This is a genomic window from Arthrobacter sp. 1088, assembly GCF_031455315.1.
Taxonomy (GTDB): Bacteria; Actinomycetota; Actinomycetes; order Actinomycetales; family Micrococcaceae; genus Arthrobacter.
Genome location: NZ_JAVDSM010000025.1, coordinates 1 through 19,490, shown reverse-complemented (window position 1 = coordinate 19,490; position 19,490 = coordinate 1). Strand labels below are relative to the sequence as shown.

At 62.8% G+C, this 19,490-nt stretch carries 18 protein-coding genes and 1 pseudogene; 14 read left to right on the top strand and 5 right to left on the bottom strand.

The annotated features are described in order from the left end of the window. The first annotated feature begins 206 nt into the window (after positions 1–206). From J2Y41_RS22700 to J2Y41_RS22690, 3 genes and pseudogenes are all read left to right on the top strand, one after another. Positions 207–1,664: a DUF3375 family protein gene (locus tag J2Y41_RS22700; RefSeq protein WP_309931925.1), complete on the top strand. Its 1,458-nt coding sequence runs from the start codon at positions 207–209 to the stop codon at positions 1,662–1,664. Continuing rightward, positions 1,657–2,478, top strand: a pseudogene (locus tag J2Y41_RS22695) (DUF4194 domain-containing protein); the annotation flags it as partial. The gene J2Y41_RS22700 and the pseudogene J2Y41_RS22695, both read left to right, overlap by 8 nt. A 191-nt stretch (positions 2,479–2,669) precedes the next feature. Continuing rightward, positions 2,670–6,140 carry an ATP-binding protein gene (locus tag J2Y41_RS22690; RefSeq protein ID WP_309931920.1) on the top strand — a complete coding sequence of 1,157 codons (3,471 nt, stop codon included), beginning with the start codon at positions 2,670–2,672 and terminating at the stop codon, positions 6,138–6,140. A 64-nt stretch (positions 6,141–6,204) separates the two neighbouring features. Here J2Y41_RS22690 and J2Y41_RS22685 read toward each other — a convergent pair whose 3' ends face one another. Further along, entirely contained in the window at positions 6,205–6,708 is a 504-nt protein-coding gene (locus J2Y41_RS22685) for an FBP domain-containing protein (RefSeq protein WP_309931927.1), read from the bottom strand. 370 nt (positions 6,709–7,078) lie between these two features. Between J2Y41_RS22685 and J2Y41_RS22680 the strand changes: the two genes are divergently transcribed. From J2Y41_RS22680 to J2Y41_RS22655, 6 genes are all read left to right on the top strand, one after another. Continuing rightward, positions 7,079–8,161 (top strand): iron-siderophore ABC transporter substrate-binding protein, encoded by a 1,083-nt coding sequence (locus tag J2Y41_RS22680; protein WP_224093518.1) that lies wholly within the window; start codon positions 7,079–7,081, stop codon positions 8,159–8,161. Between the two features lie 5 nt (positions 8,162–8,166). Beyond that, positions 8,167–9,282, top strand: a complete 1,116-nt coding sequence (locus J2Y41_RS22675; protein WP_309931918.1) for an iron chelate uptake ABC transporter family permease subunit — start codon at positions 8,167–8,169, stop codon at positions 9,280–9,282. Beyond that, entirely contained in the window at positions 9,279–10,391 is a 1,113-nt protein-coding gene (locus J2Y41_RS22670; RefSeq protein ID WP_309931916.1) for an iron chelate uptake ABC transporter family permease subunit, read from the top strand. Before J2Y41_RS22675 ends, J2Y41_RS22670 begins: the two co-directional genes overlap by 4 nt. Position 10,392: 1 nt before the next feature. Beyond that, positions 10,393–11,217 (top strand): ABC transporter ATP-binding protein, encoded by an 825-nt coding sequence (locus tag J2Y41_RS22665; RefSeq protein ID WP_309931914.1) that lies wholly within the window; start codon positions 10,393–10,395, stop codon positions 11,215–11,217. Beyond that, the gene (locus J2Y41_RS22660; protein ID WP_309931912.1) at positions 11,214–12,269 is read left to right on the top strand and encodes a siderophore-interacting protein; all 1,056 of its coding nucleotides are present in this window, start codon (positions 11,214–11,216) and stop codon (positions 12,267–12,269) included. The genes J2Y41_RS22665 and J2Y41_RS22660 overlap by 4 nt, the downstream gene beginning before the upstream one ends. A 278-nt stretch (positions 12,270–12,547) precedes the next feature. Beyond that, positions 12,548–13,384: an SGNH/GDSL hydrolase family protein gene (locus J2Y41_RS22655; RefSeq protein ID WP_309931910.1), complete on the top strand. Its 837-nt coding sequence runs from the start codon at positions 12,548–12,550 to the stop codon at positions 13,382–13,384. 16 nt (positions 13,385–13,400) lie between these two features. Here J2Y41_RS22655 and J2Y41_RS22650 read toward each other — a convergent pair whose 3' ends face one another. Further along, positions 13,401–13,688, bottom strand: coding sequence for a YciI family protein (locus tag J2Y41_RS22650; protein WP_309931908.1), 288 nt, complete (start codon positions 13,686–13,688; stop codon positions 13,401–13,403). Between the two features lie 68 nt (positions 13,689–13,756). On the opposite strand from J2Y41_RS22650, the gene J2Y41_RS22645 reads away from it, so the two are divergent. Next, a complete protein-coding gene (locus J2Y41_RS22645; protein ID WP_216927438.1) occupies positions 13,757–14,236 on the top strand; it encodes a MarR family winged helix-turn-helix transcriptional regulator in 480 nt (159 codons plus the stop codon). A 49-nt stretch (positions 14,237–14,285) separates the two neighbouring features. Then, positions 14,286–15,050 (top strand): SGNH/GDSL hydrolase family protein, encoded by a 765-nt coding sequence (locus J2Y41_RS22640; RefSeq protein ID WP_224165598.1) that lies wholly within the window; start codon positions 14,286–14,288, stop codon positions 15,048–15,050. 24 nt (positions 15,051–15,074) lie between these two features. On the opposite strand, the gene J2Y41_RS22635 is transcribed toward J2Y41_RS22640, so the two are convergent. Genes J2Y41_RS22635 through J2Y41_RS22625 form a run of 3 tightly spaced genes read right to left on the bottom strand, consistent with a single transcriptional unit; the run spans position 15,075 to position 17,804 of the window. Next, positions 15,075–15,896: an FAD:protein FMN transferase gene (locus J2Y41_RS22635; protein WP_309931905.1), complete on the bottom strand. Its 822-nt coding sequence runs from the start codon at positions 15,894–15,896 to the stop codon at positions 15,075–15,077. After that, positions 15,880–16,347: an FMN-binding protein gene (locus tag J2Y41_RS22630; protein ID WP_309931903.1), complete on the bottom strand. Its 468-nt coding sequence runs from the start codon at positions 16,345–16,347 to the stop codon at positions 15,880–15,882. The genes J2Y41_RS22635 and J2Y41_RS22630 overlap by 17 nt, the downstream gene beginning before the upstream one ends. After that, positions 16,344–17,804, bottom strand: a complete 1,461-nt coding sequence (locus tag J2Y41_RS22625; RefSeq protein ID WP_309931901.1) for a ferredoxin reductase family protein — start codon at positions 17,802–17,804, stop codon at positions 16,344–16,346. Before J2Y41_RS22625 ends, J2Y41_RS22630 begins: the two co-directional genes overlap by 4 nt. Before the next feature lie 395 nt (positions 17,805–18,199). Between J2Y41_RS22625 and rpmB the strand changes: the two genes are divergently transcribed. The 3 genes from rpmB to rpsN are packed head-to-tail and all read left to right on the top strand — an operon-like array spanning position 18,200 to position 18,913. Continuing rightward, on the top strand, positions 18,200–18,436 hold the full coding sequence (gene rpmB / locus J2Y41_RS22620; protein ID WP_011776361.1) for a 50S ribosomal protein L28: 237 nt from the start codon (positions 18,200–18,202) through the stop codon (positions 18,434–18,436). Next, positions 18,436–18,603 (top strand): 50S ribosomal protein L33, encoded by a 168-nt coding sequence (gene rpmG, locus J2Y41_RS22615; protein ID WP_003798558.1) that lies wholly within the window; start codon positions 18,436–18,438, stop codon positions 18,601–18,603. Before rpmB ends, rpmG begins: the two co-directional genes overlap by 1 nt. Before the next feature lie 4 nt (positions 18,604–18,607). Further along, on the top strand, positions 18,608–18,913 hold the full coding sequence (rpsN, locus tag J2Y41_RS22610) for a 30S ribosomal protein S14 (RefSeq protein ID WP_216927432.1): 306 nt from the start codon (positions 18,608–18,610) through the stop codon (positions 18,911–18,913). Positions 18,914–19,490 lie beyond the last annotated feature (577 nt).

Sequence of the window (19,490 nt, the reverse complement as noted above, 5' to 3'; positions counted from 1 at the left end):
CTGAACAACCTCAGCAACCAAACGACTTGAGAACTTCACCACGGCAATCGACACCCTTCAATAATCAGGTGTTGCGATCACCGCATGATTCGAAGGCCCGTAAACGTGCTCTGCTGCTACTTAGATGGGTAGGGACGCTCTGCGTTAACCTTGTACGGGGCAGTTTCCGCTGCCAGCCAGGTTTCGCAGCAGCTGAAGGAGAGTAGTTGTCCCGTTCAGCGATGTCCTCCGCCGACGCCATCAGTGCCCGGCTTCGCGACCTTGAGCAACTGACCAAAGGTCCCGCCTGGGCCCTGACACGTTCGGCACCTTGGGTGATCGCGGTGCTGCAGGCTTCCTTCACCCGCACCCGGCCGCAGCTTCCGCTGGAAGAGTTCCATGCCGACGTCGACGCCTTCCTTGAGCAGCTCCGCCGCCAGGAACCAGGGCTGGGCGGCCAGCAGAACGGCAAAGCCTTCGGCGACGAATGGACGCGCAAGCAATTCCTGACACGCCGCAACCAGTCCGGCCAGATCGTCTACGAGGTCACCGAAGCAGCGGCTCGTGTGCTCGCATTCCTGGACAGCCTTTCCAGCGAGCGCTCCACGCTCAACGGTTCCCGCCTGGGCACGCTGCTTGGCGATGTGGAGAAGCTCGCCAACGAGACCAACCCGGACCAAAGCGCACGTTTGGAGGCACTGGAGGAAGAAATCCAGGAGCGCCAGCAACTCGTCCAGGACATTAGCTCCGGCGAATTCGACGGCCTCCTGGACGACGAAGAAGCTGTTGAGGCCGCAGGCAACATCCTTGACCTCGCCGCCAGCCTTCCCGCTGACTACAAGAAAATGCGCGACCGCATCGAGGAGTTGGTGGGCGAGCTCCGCAACCAGATCATCGAGGAGTCGCTGAGCAAGGGCGCAACCATGGCCCAGGTCCTGGAGGCCGACAAGCGCCTGCGCCAAAGTCCCGAGGGCAGGACGTTCCGCTCCTTCACAGCCTTCCTGGAAGACCCGCAGCAGCAACTGCGTTTCCGATCCGCGATCGGCGAGGTCCTCAGCCGGCAGTTCGCGGACGATCTTTCGCACGAAGACCGCGAAACGCTGAAGAACCTCGTGGCTGAACTGCGAACCCAGCACAGCCAGATCCAGAGAATCTACGGCAAGCTCTCCGAAAGCCTGAACACCTACATCCAGAGCGACGACGTCCGTCAGTCGGTCAGCCTGCGCAAGGTTCTGGCTGAGGCAGAGCAAGCCATCCGGTCCATGCCCTACGAACGTGACCGGCCCGGCCTGGTACGCGGCCCCGTTCTGTATAACGCCGGATTCGAGTCGTTGGCCATGGTCAAGCTCTTTGACCCGGACGAGTTCGCGACCCCGCCCCGTCTGGCGGACCCCATCGCCTTCAGCGATTCGGACCGGGTGCGCTCGGCACGCACCGGCAAGGCCAAGCCGGCCGTTGTGCGGGCCGCGATGGCCGGCGCAGCCACCCTGGGCGAGGCATGGGAAAACCTGCCCGCCGAGGAACGACACATCAACACCGTCCGATCCCTGCTGTCCATGGCGCTGCACAGCGGCGCGGGGTTCGACCGGGCCGCCTGGGAACACATCGACTTCGAACAAATCGACGGCAGTATCCGCACTGCGTACTTGCCTGTCGTCACGCTGAATGAGGATTCTGATGACTGAGGAAATCACGACGACGGACGTCACCGAGGAGGAACAAGTCACTCTTGAGGAGGCTGAAGTCCCGGCTGAAACGGCGCCCCACGCCAGCCAAGGCGACCCATTCCGCGTTACCCCGCGGGACACGTTCGTTGACGGCGCTGCGCTTTTCCCCGGTGACACAGGCGTGCTGCCGATGAAGGTCCGTCACGCGCTGGTCAAACTGCTGAAAGGCCCCTACATCGACGGCGGCCGGGACGAGAAGCTCTGGACCACCCTCCTGGACAACCAACTCATCCTCCGCAGCCGCCTTTCGGAACTGTTCCTCACCCTCCAGCTCGATCACGACCGTAAGATCGCAGTCCTCCGCCCCGTTGACCCTGAGATCATCGGCGCCAGTTCACGATCAAGCATCCTGAGGCAGCAGCGTGCACTGAGCCGTGTGGAAACCATCGTCCTGCTCCGCCTGCGGCTCCTCCTTGACCGCCACGTCACAGCCCAGACGGACCCCACCATCACCCGCGAAGAGATCTCGGACCTCGTGGCCAACTACACTCCCCCCGGCCAGCAGGATGCACTCCGCGACTCCGACGTCGTCACCCGCACCATCACCAAACTCCTGGCCCGCCAACTCCTCCTCCCCACCCCCTTGGACGACACGTACACCATCAGCAACGCCCTCCCCCTGGCTCTCCCGTTCGAAAACATCGGCGACATCCCGGTCCAAATCGAAGCCCTCATCGCCGTAGCAGCCGACGAGTCGGGCACGGAGCCCCTACTGGACATCGACCCAGACTCAAACGACCTGGACGACGACGCGGAAGGTGTCGGGCCCACGGAGGTGAGCGCCGACGTCGAGCGTTTTTCGAATGAAACCGGTGGTGCCGGTTCTGGGGCCGGGAACGGCACGAGCGGCGACGCCGGGGACATGCGGCAGCATGCGTCCAAGCGAGGGACGAGCGAGCATGCAGAGCATGTGTCCGGTACCGCCGCGATAGGGGACCCAAAAAGCGACCAGGAGCCAGCCAAGTGACCATCGCAACCATGCTCCCGCTCGGCGAGCTCACCAACCCGGGCCAGATGCGTTTGGCACTCGTGCAGGTGGTCAACTGGGGCACCTTCCATGGGGCCCATACGATGCACGTGGATCGCAACGGGACCCTCCTGACGGGCAATTCGGGCGTCGGCAAGTCGACGCTGTTCGATGCCATGCTCCGTGTCTTTGATGCCCGACCGCGCTCGAATGAGGCTGCTGCGCAGCGTTCCGGTGGCGCTGTGGAGGACAAGAGGACCACGTTCACTTATATGCGCGGCAAGGTCGGTGATAAAGCTGTTGGGGATGGTTCGGCCAGTGCCTTCCAGCGCCCTGGTGCCACTTGGTCCGCCGTCGCTCTGACGTTTGATAATGCGGCAGGCACGAAGGTGACGGTCTCTGCGCTGTTTGATTTGCCGAAAAATGGCACGGAGTCCAGCGTCGGGCGTTTTTACGTGATCGACAACAAGCCGCTGGACCTGGAAGCGATCGAGGGGATCGCCCGGAAGAGGTTCACCAAGGGTGCGCTGGAATCGATCTTCCCTGACGGGCAGGTCTTCGACGTCCATAAGGCGTTCGCGGAGCGGTTCCGCAGGCTCCTGGGCATCAACTCTGACCAGGCGCTTCCCCTGCTGCGCGTCATCCAGGCCGGGAAAGGCCTTGGCGGCAGCGTTAATACGTTTTTCCGCGACCAGGTACTCGATGCTCCGGCTACGTTGGCTGCGGCTGATGATGTGGTGGAGGAATTCAGCAACCTGATGTCTATCCGGCAGCGGTTGGAGGATGTCCGGCAGCAGCGCGATCAGCTGGCGCCGGTACCTGGGCTGAACAAGGATTATGCGCAGGCGTTGTTGGACGCGAACAGGCTTCGCGAGTTGGCTGGCGAGGAATTTGAGGCGTACAAGCAGCAGCTTGCTGTCACCGTCCACGCCAAGACCTTGGCGCGTTTCAAGGAACTGGCACAGTCCAAGGCACAAGAACTCGCTGCCGAGCGCACGGTCCGGGATGCTTTGGCCAAGGAGCTCCGTGAGCTGGAGCTGGACTACAACAACCGCGGCGGTAACGCGATTTCGGCTATCGAGCAGTCGTTGGAGAACGCCCGCGTCAGTCTGAAGTTGCGCCAACAGGTGGAGGAATCCGCCCGGAAGGCGCTGGCCGATGCTGGGCTGAACCTTGAGTGGTCGGCCGAGGGCTGGGACCAGGCCCATGAGCAGGCGGCTGCCCGTTCGGCGGAGTTGAAGGACGATTCGGAGGCTTTGAAGGAGCTCCGTTTCGAGGCCTTCGACGGCCACGCGACCAAGAAACGCGAGCTGGCTGCGGCTGAGCAGGAGCTGCTATCGCTTCGGTCGCGCAAGTCCCTCTTGCCGCCGTCGAGCATAGAAAACCGGGCCGCGATCGCCGTCGCGACCGGCATCCCCGAGGAACGGATGCCGTTTGGCGGTGAGCTGATCGACCTCGCCGAGGGCCAGGATCAGTGGCGTCCGGCCGCGGAACGTGCGCTCCGCAACCTCGCCACCACGCTGTTGGTCCCGGGAGAGCACTTCGCTGCGGTTACGCGGTACTTGAACGACAACACGGTCCGGGGTGCACTGCGCGCAGTTGATGTGTCCAAGCCCGTTGCTGGTGGCGCGCTGGCTGTGGAGGACGTGTCCGACGGCGACCTCTTGACTAAGTTGAGCATCCTCACCTCGGGCGCCAACGCCGACGCCGGGGCATGGATCCGCGAGCGGATCGCCTTGGACTTCGCGTACCCGTGCGTGGAGGACCCGGACGAGCTTGCGGCGATGGACAAGGGCCTCAGCCTGGGTGGCGTGGTCAAACGCAACCGGCACACCGTGGAAAAGGACGATCGTTTCACGAGCCGGCAGGATTACGTCCTCGGCTTCGACAACGCATCCAAGCTTGAACTGGTGGCGGCCCGCGTGGGCGAGCTGGAAAACGAGCTGGCCAAGGCTGCCGAATTGGCGCAAAGCCGTGAGGATTCCCACCAAGGGATGGCCCGGCAATTGGAAGCCCTTCGCAGGGTGGCCGAGGATGAGCGTCCATGGGAACAGGTCTCCGCAGCTGTTGCCGCGGACGAGCTTGCCCGGATTGAGCAGCGGCTTTCCGATGCGTTGGCTGCCCAGGCGGACCTTGAACCGTTACGCGCCAACATCGAGGCAGTACGGGAAAAGCACCAGTCCTCCACAGGTGCGGCGGCCGTGCTGCAGAGCGAATACAAAGCGCTCGACCAAAAGATGATCACGGCTGACGGCCTGCTCGATGCCGCCAGGTTGAAACTTGAGCAAGCACCGCCGTCGAGCTCCACGGTGGCCGCGCTGGAACCGTACTTTGCCGGCGTCGGCGAGGTATCCGAGCTGTACGAACTCGACAACCTGGCCAACAGCGTCCGCAACAAGCTGCTCGACGAGCTGCACGCCGCCGAATCGCGCAGCCAGGCGACGGCCGAGCGTTTGACGCGAATTTTCGAGGCCTTCGTGCGTGATTGGGGCAGCGCCATCAGTGCTGACCATGGCACGTCCATCGGGGCTGCCGGGGATTTCGAATCGCGCTATCACGCGATCGTGAGCGATGGCCTACCCGCCCAGGAGGCCGAGTTCCGGCTGTTCTTCAACCAGCGCACGCACGAATCGTTCAGTACGCTGCTGCACCTGCTGGATGAGGAGCGCCGGAGTATCACCAGCCGGATCCTGCCCCTCAACGGCATCCTGTCAGAGGTCAATTTCCACGAGGGCAGCTATCTGGAGCTGGATATCAAGCAGACGCTTCCGGCTACGGCCAAGCAGTTCAAGGATGCGATCCAGAACGCGCTGAAGGCCAAGCACACGCGGCCCTCCCGCAGCGCATCTGCCGCAGCTGGAACGGAGGTCGACGACGACGCCGAGCTCACCGCCCGCTACAAGTCGCTGGAGACCCTGGTGAAGCGTCTCGGTTCCCAAACCCCTGAGGACCGCCGTTGGCGCGCCGAAGTGCTGGACGTCCGCGGCCACCTGTTTATCCAGTGCAAGGAGCACAAGGAGGTGGCCGGGAAGTCGGCGAAAACCGGCAAGGCCGGCAAGAAGAAGACCGAGGTCTTCATGCATGCCGATACGGGCTCCATGTCCGGCGGTGAACGTCAGCGCTTCACGGCGTTCATCATGGCCGCGGCCCTGAGCTACCAGCTGGGTATTGCCGAGCAGGGCTTCACTACCTACGGCACCGTGATGATGGACGAAGCGTTCGTGCTGGCATCCGAGGAATTTGCAGGAGCCGGCATCAAGGCCCTTCACGAGTTCGGCTTCCAGTTGTTGCTTGCCGCGCCGGAAAACGTGATCGACCTGTCGCGTCACCTTGGCTCGGTCACGGAAATCCTCCGCGACAAGCGGACCAACCGGTCCGGCGTGCTCACGTCTCCCGTCATTGCGGGCCCGGGAGAGCCTGGCGCATGGCGGTCCGAGGCGAATCCCGTGGATATCGTCCTCCGCTAAAGAACGCGGGGTCACCTACGGCCCATGCTGAGGCCATTTATGGGCCGTAAGTGACCTCGCGTTGCTAGCGGGTGGAGGTGCCCCGGACCCGGTCCAGGAACTGGCCTGTGCGCTCCTCAAGCCCGGCGATTTGCCGAGCCACGACGACGGCCGGGTCAGGGTTGATTTCATTGGCGGGCGGCTCCTTGCGCACATTGGCGCTGCAGCCGAACTCGGCGCAGATCAGAGTCCCCACGGTGTTGCCGTCCTTGCCTGACTGTCCGGCCTTCTTGGCGACCCACAGATAGACGTCGTCTTTGGAGAAGACGTCACGGCACAATTCACAGAGGACCACACGCTTCTTTCCGGAGCCTCCTTCAGGCGCCCGGAGCATGATTCCGGTGAGCTTGCCCCGGTGCGGGACCACCAGGTAGCCGCGCTGGGGCATTTTTTCGTCGCGCCAGCCGAGGAACTCAAGGTTTTCCCAGTCGATGGTTTCAAAGTCGCGCGGAAGGTTGAGCTTGGCGGCTTCGGACCGGCTGGCATTGATGAATGACGAACGGATTTGTTGGGCAGTAATTTTCTGCATGGCAAAGTTTCTTTCGGAGTTGATCGACGGCGCGCTGAGCATGAGCGCCAGCTGGAAAGGAGCGTCGGTCATCCGTGAAAGCGAGGCACAGCAAAGAGACCCAAACAGGAGTTCGGAGTGCGTGTACCTAGAGTGATGCCGACGGGTGGGGGAGTGCCAAGCAGGCCAAAATGGCCACCTCGCCATCCATGGCTGCAGCAACTGAAATCGTGCGCACGCTCATCTCCTCGTCGTTCTCGTTGGAAGCGGTAGTCCGCTGCCGATATCTTAGCAATGTGCACGGTGGACATTACGTGACGCAAACGTTTCGTAATTATCCAAAGGGTAGGCTAGCCTTACTTAGGTTCGCATCCCTTACCTAAGGAGTCCCGTGGCTTCCCTTCTTCCACGCCGCGCCCTGCTGAAGACCGCAGGCACCGCGACAGCCGCTTTGGCCGCCGTCGCCCTTTCCCTCACTGGCTGCTCCACCGGGCCCGCCACCTCCACTCCGGCAACGGAGCAGGCAGAAACCGCTGCTTTCCCGGTGACCATCAAGCACGCTTTCGGTGAGACCACCATCAAGGAACAGCCCAAGCGCGTAGTCACCATCTCCTGGGTGAATGACGACGTCGCAATAGCCCTGGGCGTTGTCCCGGTTGGCGTTCCCAAGAACGAGTGGGGCAACAACGACAAAGGCTCCACCCCGTGGAAGGATGCCGCGCTGGAGAAGCTTGGTGCCGGATTCGGTTCGGACAAGGCTCCCGTGCAGTTCTCCGAGGCGGACGGGATCAACTTCACTGAGATCGCCAAGCTGAACCCGGACGTCATCCTCGGCGCCTACTCCGGCCTGGAGGAAGCCGATTACAAGAAGCTTTCCGAAATCGCTCCCGTGGTTGCCTACCCGGAGCTCGCCTACGGTACGCCCTGGCAGGAAAGCACCACCATCATCGGTAAGGCCCTCGGCAAGGAAGCCGAAGCCAAGAAGCTGATCGAGGACACTGAAGCGACCGTCAAGGACAAGGTTTCCAAGTACCCGCAGATCAAGGACAAGACCTTTATCTACGGCAACCTGGAACCGGCCAAGGGTGACGGCGTGAACGTCTACACGGCCATCGATAACCGCCCGCGCTTCCTCTCCGAAATCGGCATGAAGCTCGCTCCGGTAGTGGAGCAGAACACGAAGACCAACAAGGACTTCTTCATTGCGTGGTCCGCTGAAAAGGCCAACGAGCTCGAGTCCGATGTCTTCGTGACGTGGGTGCCCGAAGCCGCCACGGCCGACGCCATCAAGGCCGACCCCCTGCTGGGCCAGATACCCGCGGTCAAGTCCGGCGCACTCGTCGCCGACGCCGATCAGACCCTGACGCTGTCCATCTCCGCCTCCTCGCCGCTGAGCCTGCCGTGGGCCCTGGACACGTTCCTGCCGCAGCTGGGCAGTGCAGCGGACAAGGCAACGGACGCGGCAGGCAAGTAACTGCAATGAAACTGAGTACGACGACGGCGGCTTCCGTGGGGCAGGTTGGCGGCACATCTGTGCCTGGTAACCAATGCGATAGCGCGCCTCGGAGCAATGTGGCCGGAGGGGGAACCGGTTCCAGGGCAACAAGCGGGCGGAGTGCCTGGCTGCTGGTCGCCGTCGTCGTACTCGTCGCCGCGTGCGCAGCATCCTTGGCGATCGGCGCGCGCGGGCTTCCCCTGTCCACCATTTGGGAAGCCATCACCAACTTCAATCCTGAAAGCGGCGACCACGCAGTGGTCATCGCACGGATTCCCCGAACAGTATTGGGTCTCCTGGCAGGCGCCGCCCTGGGCTTGGCTGGAGCCGCAATGCAAGGAGTGGCCCGCAACCCCCTGGCTGATCCCGGGATTCTGGGACTCAATGCGGGTGCGGCCCTTGCGGTTGTCGTGGGCATCTATGTTTTTGGCGTCGGTTCGCTCACCGGCTACATTTGGTTCGCCTTCATCGGCGCCGCAGCTGCCGCCGTCGTCGTTTACGCCATCGCTTCCAGGGGACGTGACGGTGCGACGCCGGTCAAGCTCGCCCTCGCGGGCGCGGCGCTGAGTGCCGGCCTGTTCTCGCTGATGAATGTCATCCTGGTCTCAAGCCAGGACACCCTGGACCGGTTCCGGTTCTGGCAGGTGGGAAGTATTGGCGGACGCGACTGGTCCGTTCTGCTACCTGCTCTTCCCTTCCTGGCCGTCGGCGCCGTAATCGTCCTTGGCAGTGGCCGCATCTTGAACAGCCTCGCCCTGGGTGACGACATCGCACGTGGACTCGGTCAGAATGTTGGCCTTTCCCGTGGAATCATCGGCCTTGGGATCGTCCTGCTGTGCGGATCCGCCACCGCGTTGGCTGGACCCATCGCGTTCCTCGGCCTGGTGATTCCGCACGCTGTCCGTTCGCTCACCGGTCCGGACTACCGCTGGGTCCTGCCGTTCTCCATGATCTCGGCGCCCATCCTGCTGATCATCGCCGATGTGATCGGCCGAGTGGTGCTGCTTCCCGGCGAAGTTCCGGCCGGCATCATGACCGCGCTCGTGGGTGCGCCGGTGTTCGTGTGGCTCATCCGCCGCGGAAAGGGGGCCGGACTGTGACCACTCTTCGCAAACTCCCCGCCGAGTTGGCACTTAATGGCAATGTTCCCCGGAAACATTCGCATCAATTGTCATTTCGGCGCCTGCCCAGCCCAACCTTCTTCCTCGGCTTGGCCCTCGTTGTCATGTTCGCCGTGTACGTGCTCCTGGGCAGCTACACGGTGACCATCCCTGATTTCTTCAAGATCGTCATCGCACACATGACCGGCGGCGAGAAGATCCCCGGGGCCAGCTTCATCGTCATGGAGCACAAACTGCCCCGCGCTGCCATCGGAACACTGATCGGCGTGGCTTTTGGCCTGGCCGGCGCGCTTTTCCAAACCATGCTGCGGAACCCCCTGGCCAGCCCGGACATTATCGGGATCAGCTACGGAGCCAGTGCGGCGGCCGTGACGGCGATTGTCATCTTTGGTGCTTCCGGAGCCGTCGTTTCCTGGGCAGCCCTTGGCGGTGCGCTGGGTGTTGCTGCCATTATCTACGCGATTTCGCGCGGCACCGGGTCCGGGGCAGGCGGAGGCAGCCGTGGCAATGCTGCCGGCAACCGCCTCATACTCGCAGGTGTGGGCATCGCCGCGGCACTGCATGCAGTGGTCAACTTTCTCATGACCCGTGCTGACATCCGTACCGCGGCTGACGTCCTCGTCTGGCTTAACGGTTCGCTGAATTCTGCCAATTGGGAGCGCACCGGGATCCTCATGGCCTCCTTGCTGGTCCTGGTTCCGGCGGTCATCATCCTGGCCGGCCCGCTGCGCATCCTCGAACTCGGTGACGATGCAGCTGCCGGCTTGGGCATCAGGGTCAACGCCACCAGGCTGGGACTGGTCTTGACCGCCGTCGGGCTTGCCGCCTCCGCGACGGCGGCTGCCGGTCCCGTTGCCTTCGTCGCTTTCCTGGCCGGACCAATTGGCCGACGCATCGTCCGCAAACCCAGCCTCCCGGCGTCGGCCTTTACCGGCGCGCTGATCGTGTTGGCCGCAGACTTCTTCGCATCCAACATCGCACCCGCCATCCTCGACGGAACCGTCCTCCCGGTCGGCGTCATCACGGGCGCCCTCGGTGCACCCTTCCTGCTGTGGCTCCTGGTCACCTCGAATCGAAAGGAAGCCTGACATGGCCATGCTTAAAGCCAAGGACCTGACACTCCAATACGAGCAGCGCAAGGTGGTTGAGGGTCTCACCACGGAAATCCCCGAGGGTAAAGTCACGATGATCGTGGGCGCAAACGCCTGCGGTAAATCCACGCTTCTCCGTGGATTATCGCGGCTGCTCAAACCCGCCGACGGTGCCGTGACCCTCGACGGCAAGGACATCCACTTCCGGCCCGCCCGTGAGCTCGCCCGGACGTTGGGCCTGCTTCCGCAGCACCCCACCGCTCCGGACGGTATTAGCGTGCGCGACCTCGTGGGACGGGGCCGGTATCCGCACCAGGGCTTCTTCCGGAGTTGGAGCGATTCCGACGACGCCGCGGTGCAGCGGGCGCTCCAAGCCACCGCAACGCTGGAGCTCGCAGAGCGAAGCGTCGACGAATTGTCGGGCGGACAGCGCCAGCGCGTCTGGATTGCCATGGCCCTTGCGCAGGAAACTGACGTGCTGCTGCTTGACGAGCCAACCACATACCTGGACCTTGCGCACCAAGTGGAAGTGTTGGACCTCGTTACGGACCTCAACCGCAGCCGGGGCACCACCGTGGCGATCGTGCTCCACGACCTCAACCTCGCCGCGCGCTACGCCGATCACGTCATCGCCATGAAGGGCGGATGCATTGTGGCCGAAGGACCCGCACCCGTTGTGGTGACCGAGCAACTGGTCTACGACGTCTTTGGCCTGGAATCCCGCGTGGTTCCCGACCCCATCTCAGGAACACCGCTCATTGTCCCCATCGGACGCCACCACGCACAGCCCGTTTCAACCAACGAACTGGAGATCGCCTCATGAGTGCACAACCAACACGGACCCAAGCGAGCGCCAGCGTGGAACCCATGACCCTTGCCTTCGACGTCACGGTCTCGGCCGTGCAGGACCTGAGCCCGAATTTCCGGCGGATCACGTTCGGTGGCTACTCGCTGCGCGGCTTCGGCGTTGCAGGGGATACCTTGGACCTGCGCGTGAAGCTGATGATTCCTTCATTCGACGCCCAAGGACAGCAGATCCCCCTGCCCGAATTCAAGATGGAAGATGCCGGGTGGTACCAGGAATGGTTGGCCATGGATACTTCCGTCCGGGGAGCCATGCGCACCTACACGGTCAGGGCTGAGCGACTCGACGCCGTGTACCCCGAAATCGACATCGACTTTGTCATGCACTTTGACGACGCAGGCCATGGCGGACCCGCGGCCAACTGGGCTGTCGCGGCGAAGCCAGGAGACGCCCTCACCATCATCGGCCCGAACAACCGTGCAGCCCAATGCACCACCGCCGGTGCCTACGGCGGCATCGAATGGCGGCCCGGGCTGGCCCAGAGGGTCCTGCTCGCCGGAGACGAGACAGCAGTGCCGGCAATCAGCGCCATCCTCGAGAGCCTGCCCGCGGACATGACCGGCCACGCATTCCTTGAAGTACCCGAAGCCGGCGACTTCCAGGACATCAGCACACCTGCCGACGTCGAAATCACCTGGCTCGCCCGCGGCGCAGCGATTGGGCGCTCCCGCCCACATGGCGAACTCCTCAAAGAAGCCGTGGCCAAGGCCGTTCCCGTCCCCGGTTGGGTAGGAATCAAGGGATCCGGGAGCGCTGCCGGACCCGAGCCCGAAGACGTCAACGTGGACCAGGACATCCTCTGGGAAACCCCGCAACGCATGGACACTGCTGCCATCGAAGCCACCAAGAACCCCACTTCGCCTGCCGGTGCGCTGCCCTTCTACGCCTGGATCGCCGGGGAAGCGTTCGTCATCAAGGAAATGCGGCGGTACCTGGTGCGGGACGTCGGAATCGATCGGAAGCAGGTTGCTTTCATGGGTTACTGGCGACGGGGCAAGGCAGAGGGCTAAGCCTGTTTGGCGTCGTGGCTGGGTCGGCCGCTTGGGTCCGGCCGGTTGGCGGCCATCCTCTGCGTGCTGCTCCTTCGTCGCTTTGACGCACGCTGCCGGATGACCGCCAACCGGCCTCGTGCGCCCCTCACCATCCGATGCTCTCTCACTTACCGCCCGTTTATTCGGTTTGCTCGCTCACTTCCCGCCCGTTTTTTGGGAATGCTCTCTCACTTCCTGCTCGACCTGTTCACTTTGGGTTGGTTGGGGAGTAACCGGGGGTGGGTAGCGTTGTCTGGATGCGGGATGGTTACGCGGCTGGGGACAGCGGACGACGGCGGTACGTCGCCCTTGGGGATTCCTTCACCGAGGGCGTCGGGGACCCGAGCAAGGTTTTGCCCAACGGGGTACGCGGCTGGGCAGACCGTGTCGCCGAGAAATTGGCCAAAGCGCAGCCTGGATGGGAGTACGCGAATCTCGCCGTACGCAGCAAACGGCTCCGGCACATCATCGATGAACAACTCGAGCCTGCCCTCGCCATGGAACCAACACTCATCACGCTTTATGCCGGCGGCAATGACATCCTGGACTTTGGCACGGACATGGACGCGCTCCTCAACGACTATGAACTGCTGGTCGCCCGGCTTGCTGGCACCGGGGCCACGGTGGTCCTTTTTACCGGTTTTGACGTGAAGGTCTCAGCCGTCCTGGAACCGTTCAAGAAGCGCAACACGATGTACAACCAAAAGGTCCGTGATGTGGCCGCAAAGTACGGGGCGATCCTGGTGGATTACTGGTGCTTCGACGCCTACAAAGATTCGCGGATGTGGGCTCCCGACCGGCTTCACATGTCCAAGGCGGGCCACAAATATCTTGCCGCCCAGGTCCTTGACCATCTGAACGTCCCGCACAAGATTTCTCCGAAGCAATGGGACCCACCCCAAAGATTGACCGTGCGCGAATGGGAACGCAGGCAGCGGCGCTGGGTGAACGACTGGGTTCTGCCCCTCTTTGGACGTAAACTCCGCGGCATCACCCTGGGGGACTCCCTGAATCCCCGGTGGCCCCAGCCCGTGAAAGTCCCCCGGAAGGGCGGACTGAAGAAACTGGTCGAAAACCAGCAGGCTACGCAGTGAAGGCAGCCAGCAAGCCTTAGTTCTCGAGCAGGTTCTCGTAGCCGTCGGCCACAGTGGTCGCCGTGAATTCGATGATCTCGAACTCGGCCACGCCGTTGCTGAAGAACGGGTCTTTGGCCAGTGAGTCATCCAGGGTTGCTCGGTCAACCTTTGACAGCAGCACGCCGCCCGTGGCTGGAACGCGACGTCCCGACGCAAGGAACACGCCGGCGTCGAACGCGTCTTTAAGCCAGGCCATGTGGGCTGGACGGTGGAAATCGACGATTTCGTCGGGAACTTTGTAGGTCAAGGCGACAACAAACATTCCGCCAGCCTACCGTTTGCGGCTGCAGCAAGGCCGGGGCAACCGGCTAATTCTCCTAAGATGGATCCATGACTGAACCCCGCTGGCTTAATGCCGACGAACGCCGTGCCTGGTTGGCCCTCTTGAGCATCAATACGTTGCTCCCCTCGGCGCTGGATACGCAGCTTCAGTCTGCTGGAAAATTGTCGCTGTTCGACTACAACGTGCTGGCGATGCTCTCGGAAACCGAGGGCAGGTACCTGCCCATGAGCGAGCTTGCCGCCCGGACCAGTGCCTCGCTGTCGCGCCTGTCCCACGTGGTCACCAAACTTCAGAAGCGCGGCTGGGTGGAACGCCAGGCACACCCCGGCGACGCGCGCGTCACCGTCGCCCACCTGACCGAGGCCGGCATGTCCACCATTGTGGCCCTGGCCCCCGGTCACGTTGAGTCTGTGCGGGCGCTGATGCTCGATTCACTCTCGCCCGACGACGTCGCGGACCTCGCGCGCATCGGCGAGAAGATTGTCTCCAGGCTGGACAATAACCATTGGATCCTGCGCGAATCGTAGCCTTGTCCGTGCTTTGTAGGTAGCGGTCGCCTAATGGCAGACTGACGGCATGGATTTTTCTGCCCGTTATGTTGCCTTGGGGGATTCCTTCACTGAGGGCGTTGGCGATGACGACCCAACGCGACCCAACGGCGTCCGCGGGTGGGCCGACGTCGTTGCCCGGCAGCTGGCCCACAGCAACGAGGACTTCGGCTACGCCAACCTCGCCATCCGCGGCAGGAAGCTCCGCCAAATCATGGCGGAACAAGTGGACGCGGCCGTCGCGCTGAAGCCCACTTTGGTGACGATGTATGCCGGCGCCAACGACATCCTGCGGCCCAAGATCGATATTGACTCGCTTTTGGAGGATTACGACGCCGGAATCGCCAAGTTAAGCGCGACCGGCGCCACCGTTGTGCTCTTCACGGGCTTTGACGCCCGCGGTTCGAAGGTTTTCAGCACGATGCGTGGTCGGACCGCGATCTACAACGAACTGCTCCGCGAAATCGCCGAGAACCATGGTGCCCTGCTGGTGGATTACTGGCGGTTCGATGAGTACTACGACGTCCGGATGTGGGCGCAGGACCGGATGCACATGTCGACGGCGGGCCACGTCAATATGGCCAAGCGCGTGCTGGACGTCCTCGAGCATGAGCATGTGCTCGAAGTCCCGGAGCTCGCACCGCTTCCCACGCTGAACCGGTCCGAAGCTATCCGGGCAAACGCACGATGGGTCCGGGAATTCGCCGGCCCGTGGGTAGTGCGCCGTGTACGGGGTACGTCCTCGGGCGATGGGCTTAGCCCGAAGTATCCGGCTCTGATCCGCCCGGTGTAGTTAAGCCGGGCGAGCAGAACTCGCTCAGCCCGCGCTACGAAAACCGGGTGTGGCGAGCAGCGTTCCGGTCCTGCCAACCGCGAGCACGTCGACGCCCCATTTCTCCACAGCGTGATCCAGGGTTTGCGGTCCGCCTGCGACGATGGCTGTTGCCAGGACGTCGGCCGTGACAATGTCCTGTGCCGCGACGGAAACCTGAACGAACTCCGGCCGCACTGCACCGACGGTCCAAATGTGTTCCCCGCGTTCCGCCGAGCCTGACGTTGCAAGGGCCCTCACTCCGCGTTCCGCCGAGGCACTGAGGCGGTATGTACTGAGCAGCTTCCGGCGGTCAAACGGATCAACGATGCCGGCCTGCCACGGATTGGGTTCGTCAAACCCGGAGTCCACCGGCTCCGGTGATCCGCTTACCAGCACGTCCCCGCCGGCGTTGAGGCACCAATTGTGCAGGCCGAGGGCACCAAGGGACAGTGCAGCTTCGCGCATGGCGTGGGCTTTGACGATTCCGGAAAGATCCAACGCACCGTCCGGTCGCTCTGCCGTGAACGCGCCTTCGGTCTCCACGCGCCATTCCGAGGCGACGGCATAGAGCTCCTGCATTGGCTCCGAGGCATAAGCCAACGTCAGTTCGCCACGGGCCAGCCGGCTTGCCTCAGATCCTTCCCGGTAAAGGCTGAACGTCAGGTCGAGCTGCGTAAATATCTCCCCTACGACGTCGACGGCGGACTGCAGCTCATCGACGCCGGTTTGGGCGGAGGTTCCGCTCGCCACGGTCAGGCTCACCACAGTGCCCATGCTGCGGAACGTACGCGCACGGAGCTGTTCGCCGCTAAAAGTTGGCTGCATCGAGGGCCGCCTGGAGGGAGGTCAGATAGGCCTCACTGGTGACTGTTGCGCCACTGACAGTTTGGACGTTGGCTGACTGGGCCCGGAGGACTTCGGATCGCAGGACAGGTGCTGCCCGGCTGCTGATCTGGGCAGACTTCCGTTCCGCATCGGTGAGTTGCAGGGGTGTGACCTCGGTGATCTTGCCATTCTGGATAGTCACCTGGACCTGAACCGTGCCGAAGCGGGTCTGGACCGACGCGCCGTCGTACGTTGCCGCCGTCGTGCTTTCCGCGGTGCTGCCGCTGGTTCCGGTGCTGCCGTTCGCCGCTGAACTGCCAGCCGACATGCTGCTGCTCAGGCTTGTTGTTGTGGACGTGGTTGTTTCGGCAACATGAGCTCCTGATTGCCAGCCTGCGAGCAGTATGCCCGCGGACGCCAGGGCCGTTGCCATCGCTGCGCGGATTCTCACCAGTCGAACCTTTCGTAGTGGAGTTGTTCTGCGGGTACCCCTGCGGCCTCCGCGTCCTGGACCACGTTGCCGGCCCAGCCAGCAGGGCCGCAGACGTAGACGTCGGCGTTGGCCACGTCCGGGATATAGGAGCGGAGCGTAAAACCGGCTTGGACGGCTGATTCGGGGAGCCATGCGTTGGGGCGTGCGGAGCGCGGGCCGGTCAGGTGGAAGAGGGTCGCGCCGCGGGCTTGGCAAAGGGCCATGATTTCCTGACCAAGAAAGAGCTCGGATTCGTCGTGTCCGCGCAGCAGGACCGTTGCATTGCCAGGCTCAAAAGGCGTGGATTCCAACAGCGACCGCAGAGGAGCAATGCCGATGCCGGCGCCGATCATCACCACTCTGTTGCGTGACCGGGCGGCGGTGCTGAACATCCCATAAGGGCCCTCAAGGGCGACCCTGGTGCCGGGTCTGAGACGGGCAAGCCGGGCCGATCCGTCGCCCAGATTTCGGACGGTGATGCGGAGTTTGCCCGCTGCAGTACCCGTGGCCGGAAGCGGTTCCGCAGACAGGCTGAAGGGATGGGCCTGCCACCAGAACCCGGGAGCCAGGAACCTCCAGATGAAGAATCTCCCGCCGCTGCCTGCCAGTTTCTCCAGCTGCAGTCCGGTCATTTCGATGCTGAAGACATCAGGTGCAACACGGACTACACGACTGACCGTGAGCTGATGCCGGACTGTCGCAGCGAGTGGCTGGTAAATCCTGAAGAACAGGAGTGCCGCGCCCGTCCCGATGCAGAAAGCCAGCCAATACCAGCGCTGCCAGGTTCCTTCGGCAAAGAGTCCGCCAACACTGAACTGGTGGGGGATGGCCGTTGCCACCGCTGCATAGGTCAGGAGATGGATTACGTACCAGAATTCGTACGGGAACTTGCGTCGCACCGCCACTAACGAGGTCACGACCACGGCGAGGAACAGCGCCATCGCGACGAACGCGAGCCACATATCCGGGACGTTGACCCATAGGGACACCGATTCGCTGATGGGGTCGAGGCCCTCCGCGGCTCCATAGCCGACCGCCAGGAGGATCCCATGTGCCAGCAGCAGGTAAAGCGCCGGCTTACCCAGTGATTTATGGATCTCAAGAGCGCGGTCATGCCCGATTGTGTTGTCGATCAACGGGATCCGGGCCGCCAGGAGCAGCATGAGGAGGACCACGTCCATGCCGACCAAACCAGCCACGATTCCCAGGCCTGTCGCGCCACCAGCAAAGGAGGAGAACCCGCCTGCGCCGCCGTCTGCGAGCCACAAGGCGACCGCGGCCACCGGGGACACCCACGCAAGGAAACCCAGAATGTCAGCCCGGGCCAGCCGCCGTCGGGCTTGCGCCCGGAAGCGTTCGACGGCGGCTGGCGGTGTCCGTGGGCCCGGCGCCGCGGACTGTTCAGCAGCCGAAACACGTGAAAGAAGCGATGTCATGATCCAAGACTCGCCAGGCATCCTTTCGTTCTGCTGTGAAAGGGCTTGCGAGGGCTTATGATTCCTGATTGGTCTTAATTTGGCCTGGCCCGTAGAATAGTTAGGCGCTAGGTAGTGCGGATCGTGTGCAATTGCTCCGGTTGGCGGTGAGGTCAGTCTGACTGACATCCCGATGGCCGGTAGTTAGGGGCTCAAGTTGCGTGCATTCCTGTATTCGCCCGGTATCCCAGGATCTGTTCCAGTGTTTATCACTGACCGGTTCTGAGGCCCAACCTTCTTCGCCGTACTTGATGCGGAAACTACCGAAATGGTATGGATCGGACGCGAACGCTGCCTGTCGCACGGTAACGCAGGAACATCTGCACACCGTTACATTCAATCTTTGGAGGAGAGTCATGGCAGCACACTGCCAAGTGACCGGGGCCGAGCCGGGCTTTGGACACAGCATTTCGCACTCGCACCGCCGCAACAAGCGTCGGTTCGACCCGAACATTCAGAAGAAGCGCTACTGGGTTCCGTCCCTGCGCCGTAACGTCACGCTGACCCTGTCAGCCCGTGGCATCAAGACAATCGACGTACGCGGCATCGACTCTGTCGTCGCCGACATCCTGGCACGAGGAGTAAAGCTCTAATGGCAAAGGACAAGGACGTACGTCCGATCATCAAGCTGAAGTCCACTGCGGGCACGGGTTACACCTACGTAACGCGCAAGAACCGTCGTAACGATCCTGACCGTCTGGTCCTGAAGAAGTACGACCCCAAGATCCGCCAGCACGTCGAATTCCGAGAGGAGCGCTAAACACATGGCAAAGAAGTCAAAGATTGCTCGCAACGAGCAGCGCAAGGTCATTGTTGAGCGTTACGCTGCCAAGCGTCTCGAACTGAAGAAGACCCTGGTTGACCCCAACGCGACTGACGAAGCACGCGAAGCTGCACGCCTCGGCCTGCAGAAGCTGCCCCGCAACGCCTCCCCGATCCGTCTGCGTAACCGCGACCAGATCGACGGCCGTCCCCGCGGCACCTTCCAGAAGTTCGGTATCTCCCGTGTTCGCTTCCGCGACATGGCTCACCGCGGTGAGCTCCCGGGTATCACCAAGTCTTCCTGGTAATCACGAAGCTCTGAAAGGGCCGGCAACCGTTATGGTTGCCGGCCTTTTCTGCGTTTAAGCGTGTTTGTGCGTGGGTGGGCGCCGAAGGCGGCTCGGTGGTTGGCGCGTGGGTGGCTGGGTGGTGGCGCGAAGGTGGCGGTCTTCCTCTGCGCGCTCGGTCGTTCCTCCCTTGGACGCGCGCTGCCGGATGGCCGCCGCCCTCTTTCGGATGTTCTCTCAGATCGTGCGGGGTTTGGCGGATCGTTCTCTCAGATCGTGCGGGGTTTGGGGGATCGTTCTCTCGGATCGTGCGGGGTTTTGGTGGGTTGGGGGGTGTGGGAATGTTCGACGGCGGTGGTTGGCGTGGGTGTTTGGCGGCGGGGTGGTGGGGTGTTGTTGGTGTGACGGGCTTCACTGGGGGTGGTTTTTGGGGTTTCGGGGTGGTTTTGGCGGGTCTGTGGGGTTGTTTGGCCTGTGTTTGGGCGGTTTTGGCCGGTTTTTGAGTGGTGTTGGGGTGGATTTGTGTGGGGGCTGGTGGGCGTGTAATGTCTTCTGAGTCGCCGCGAGTGAGACAGCCTGGTGCTGGGAACTGCGGGGG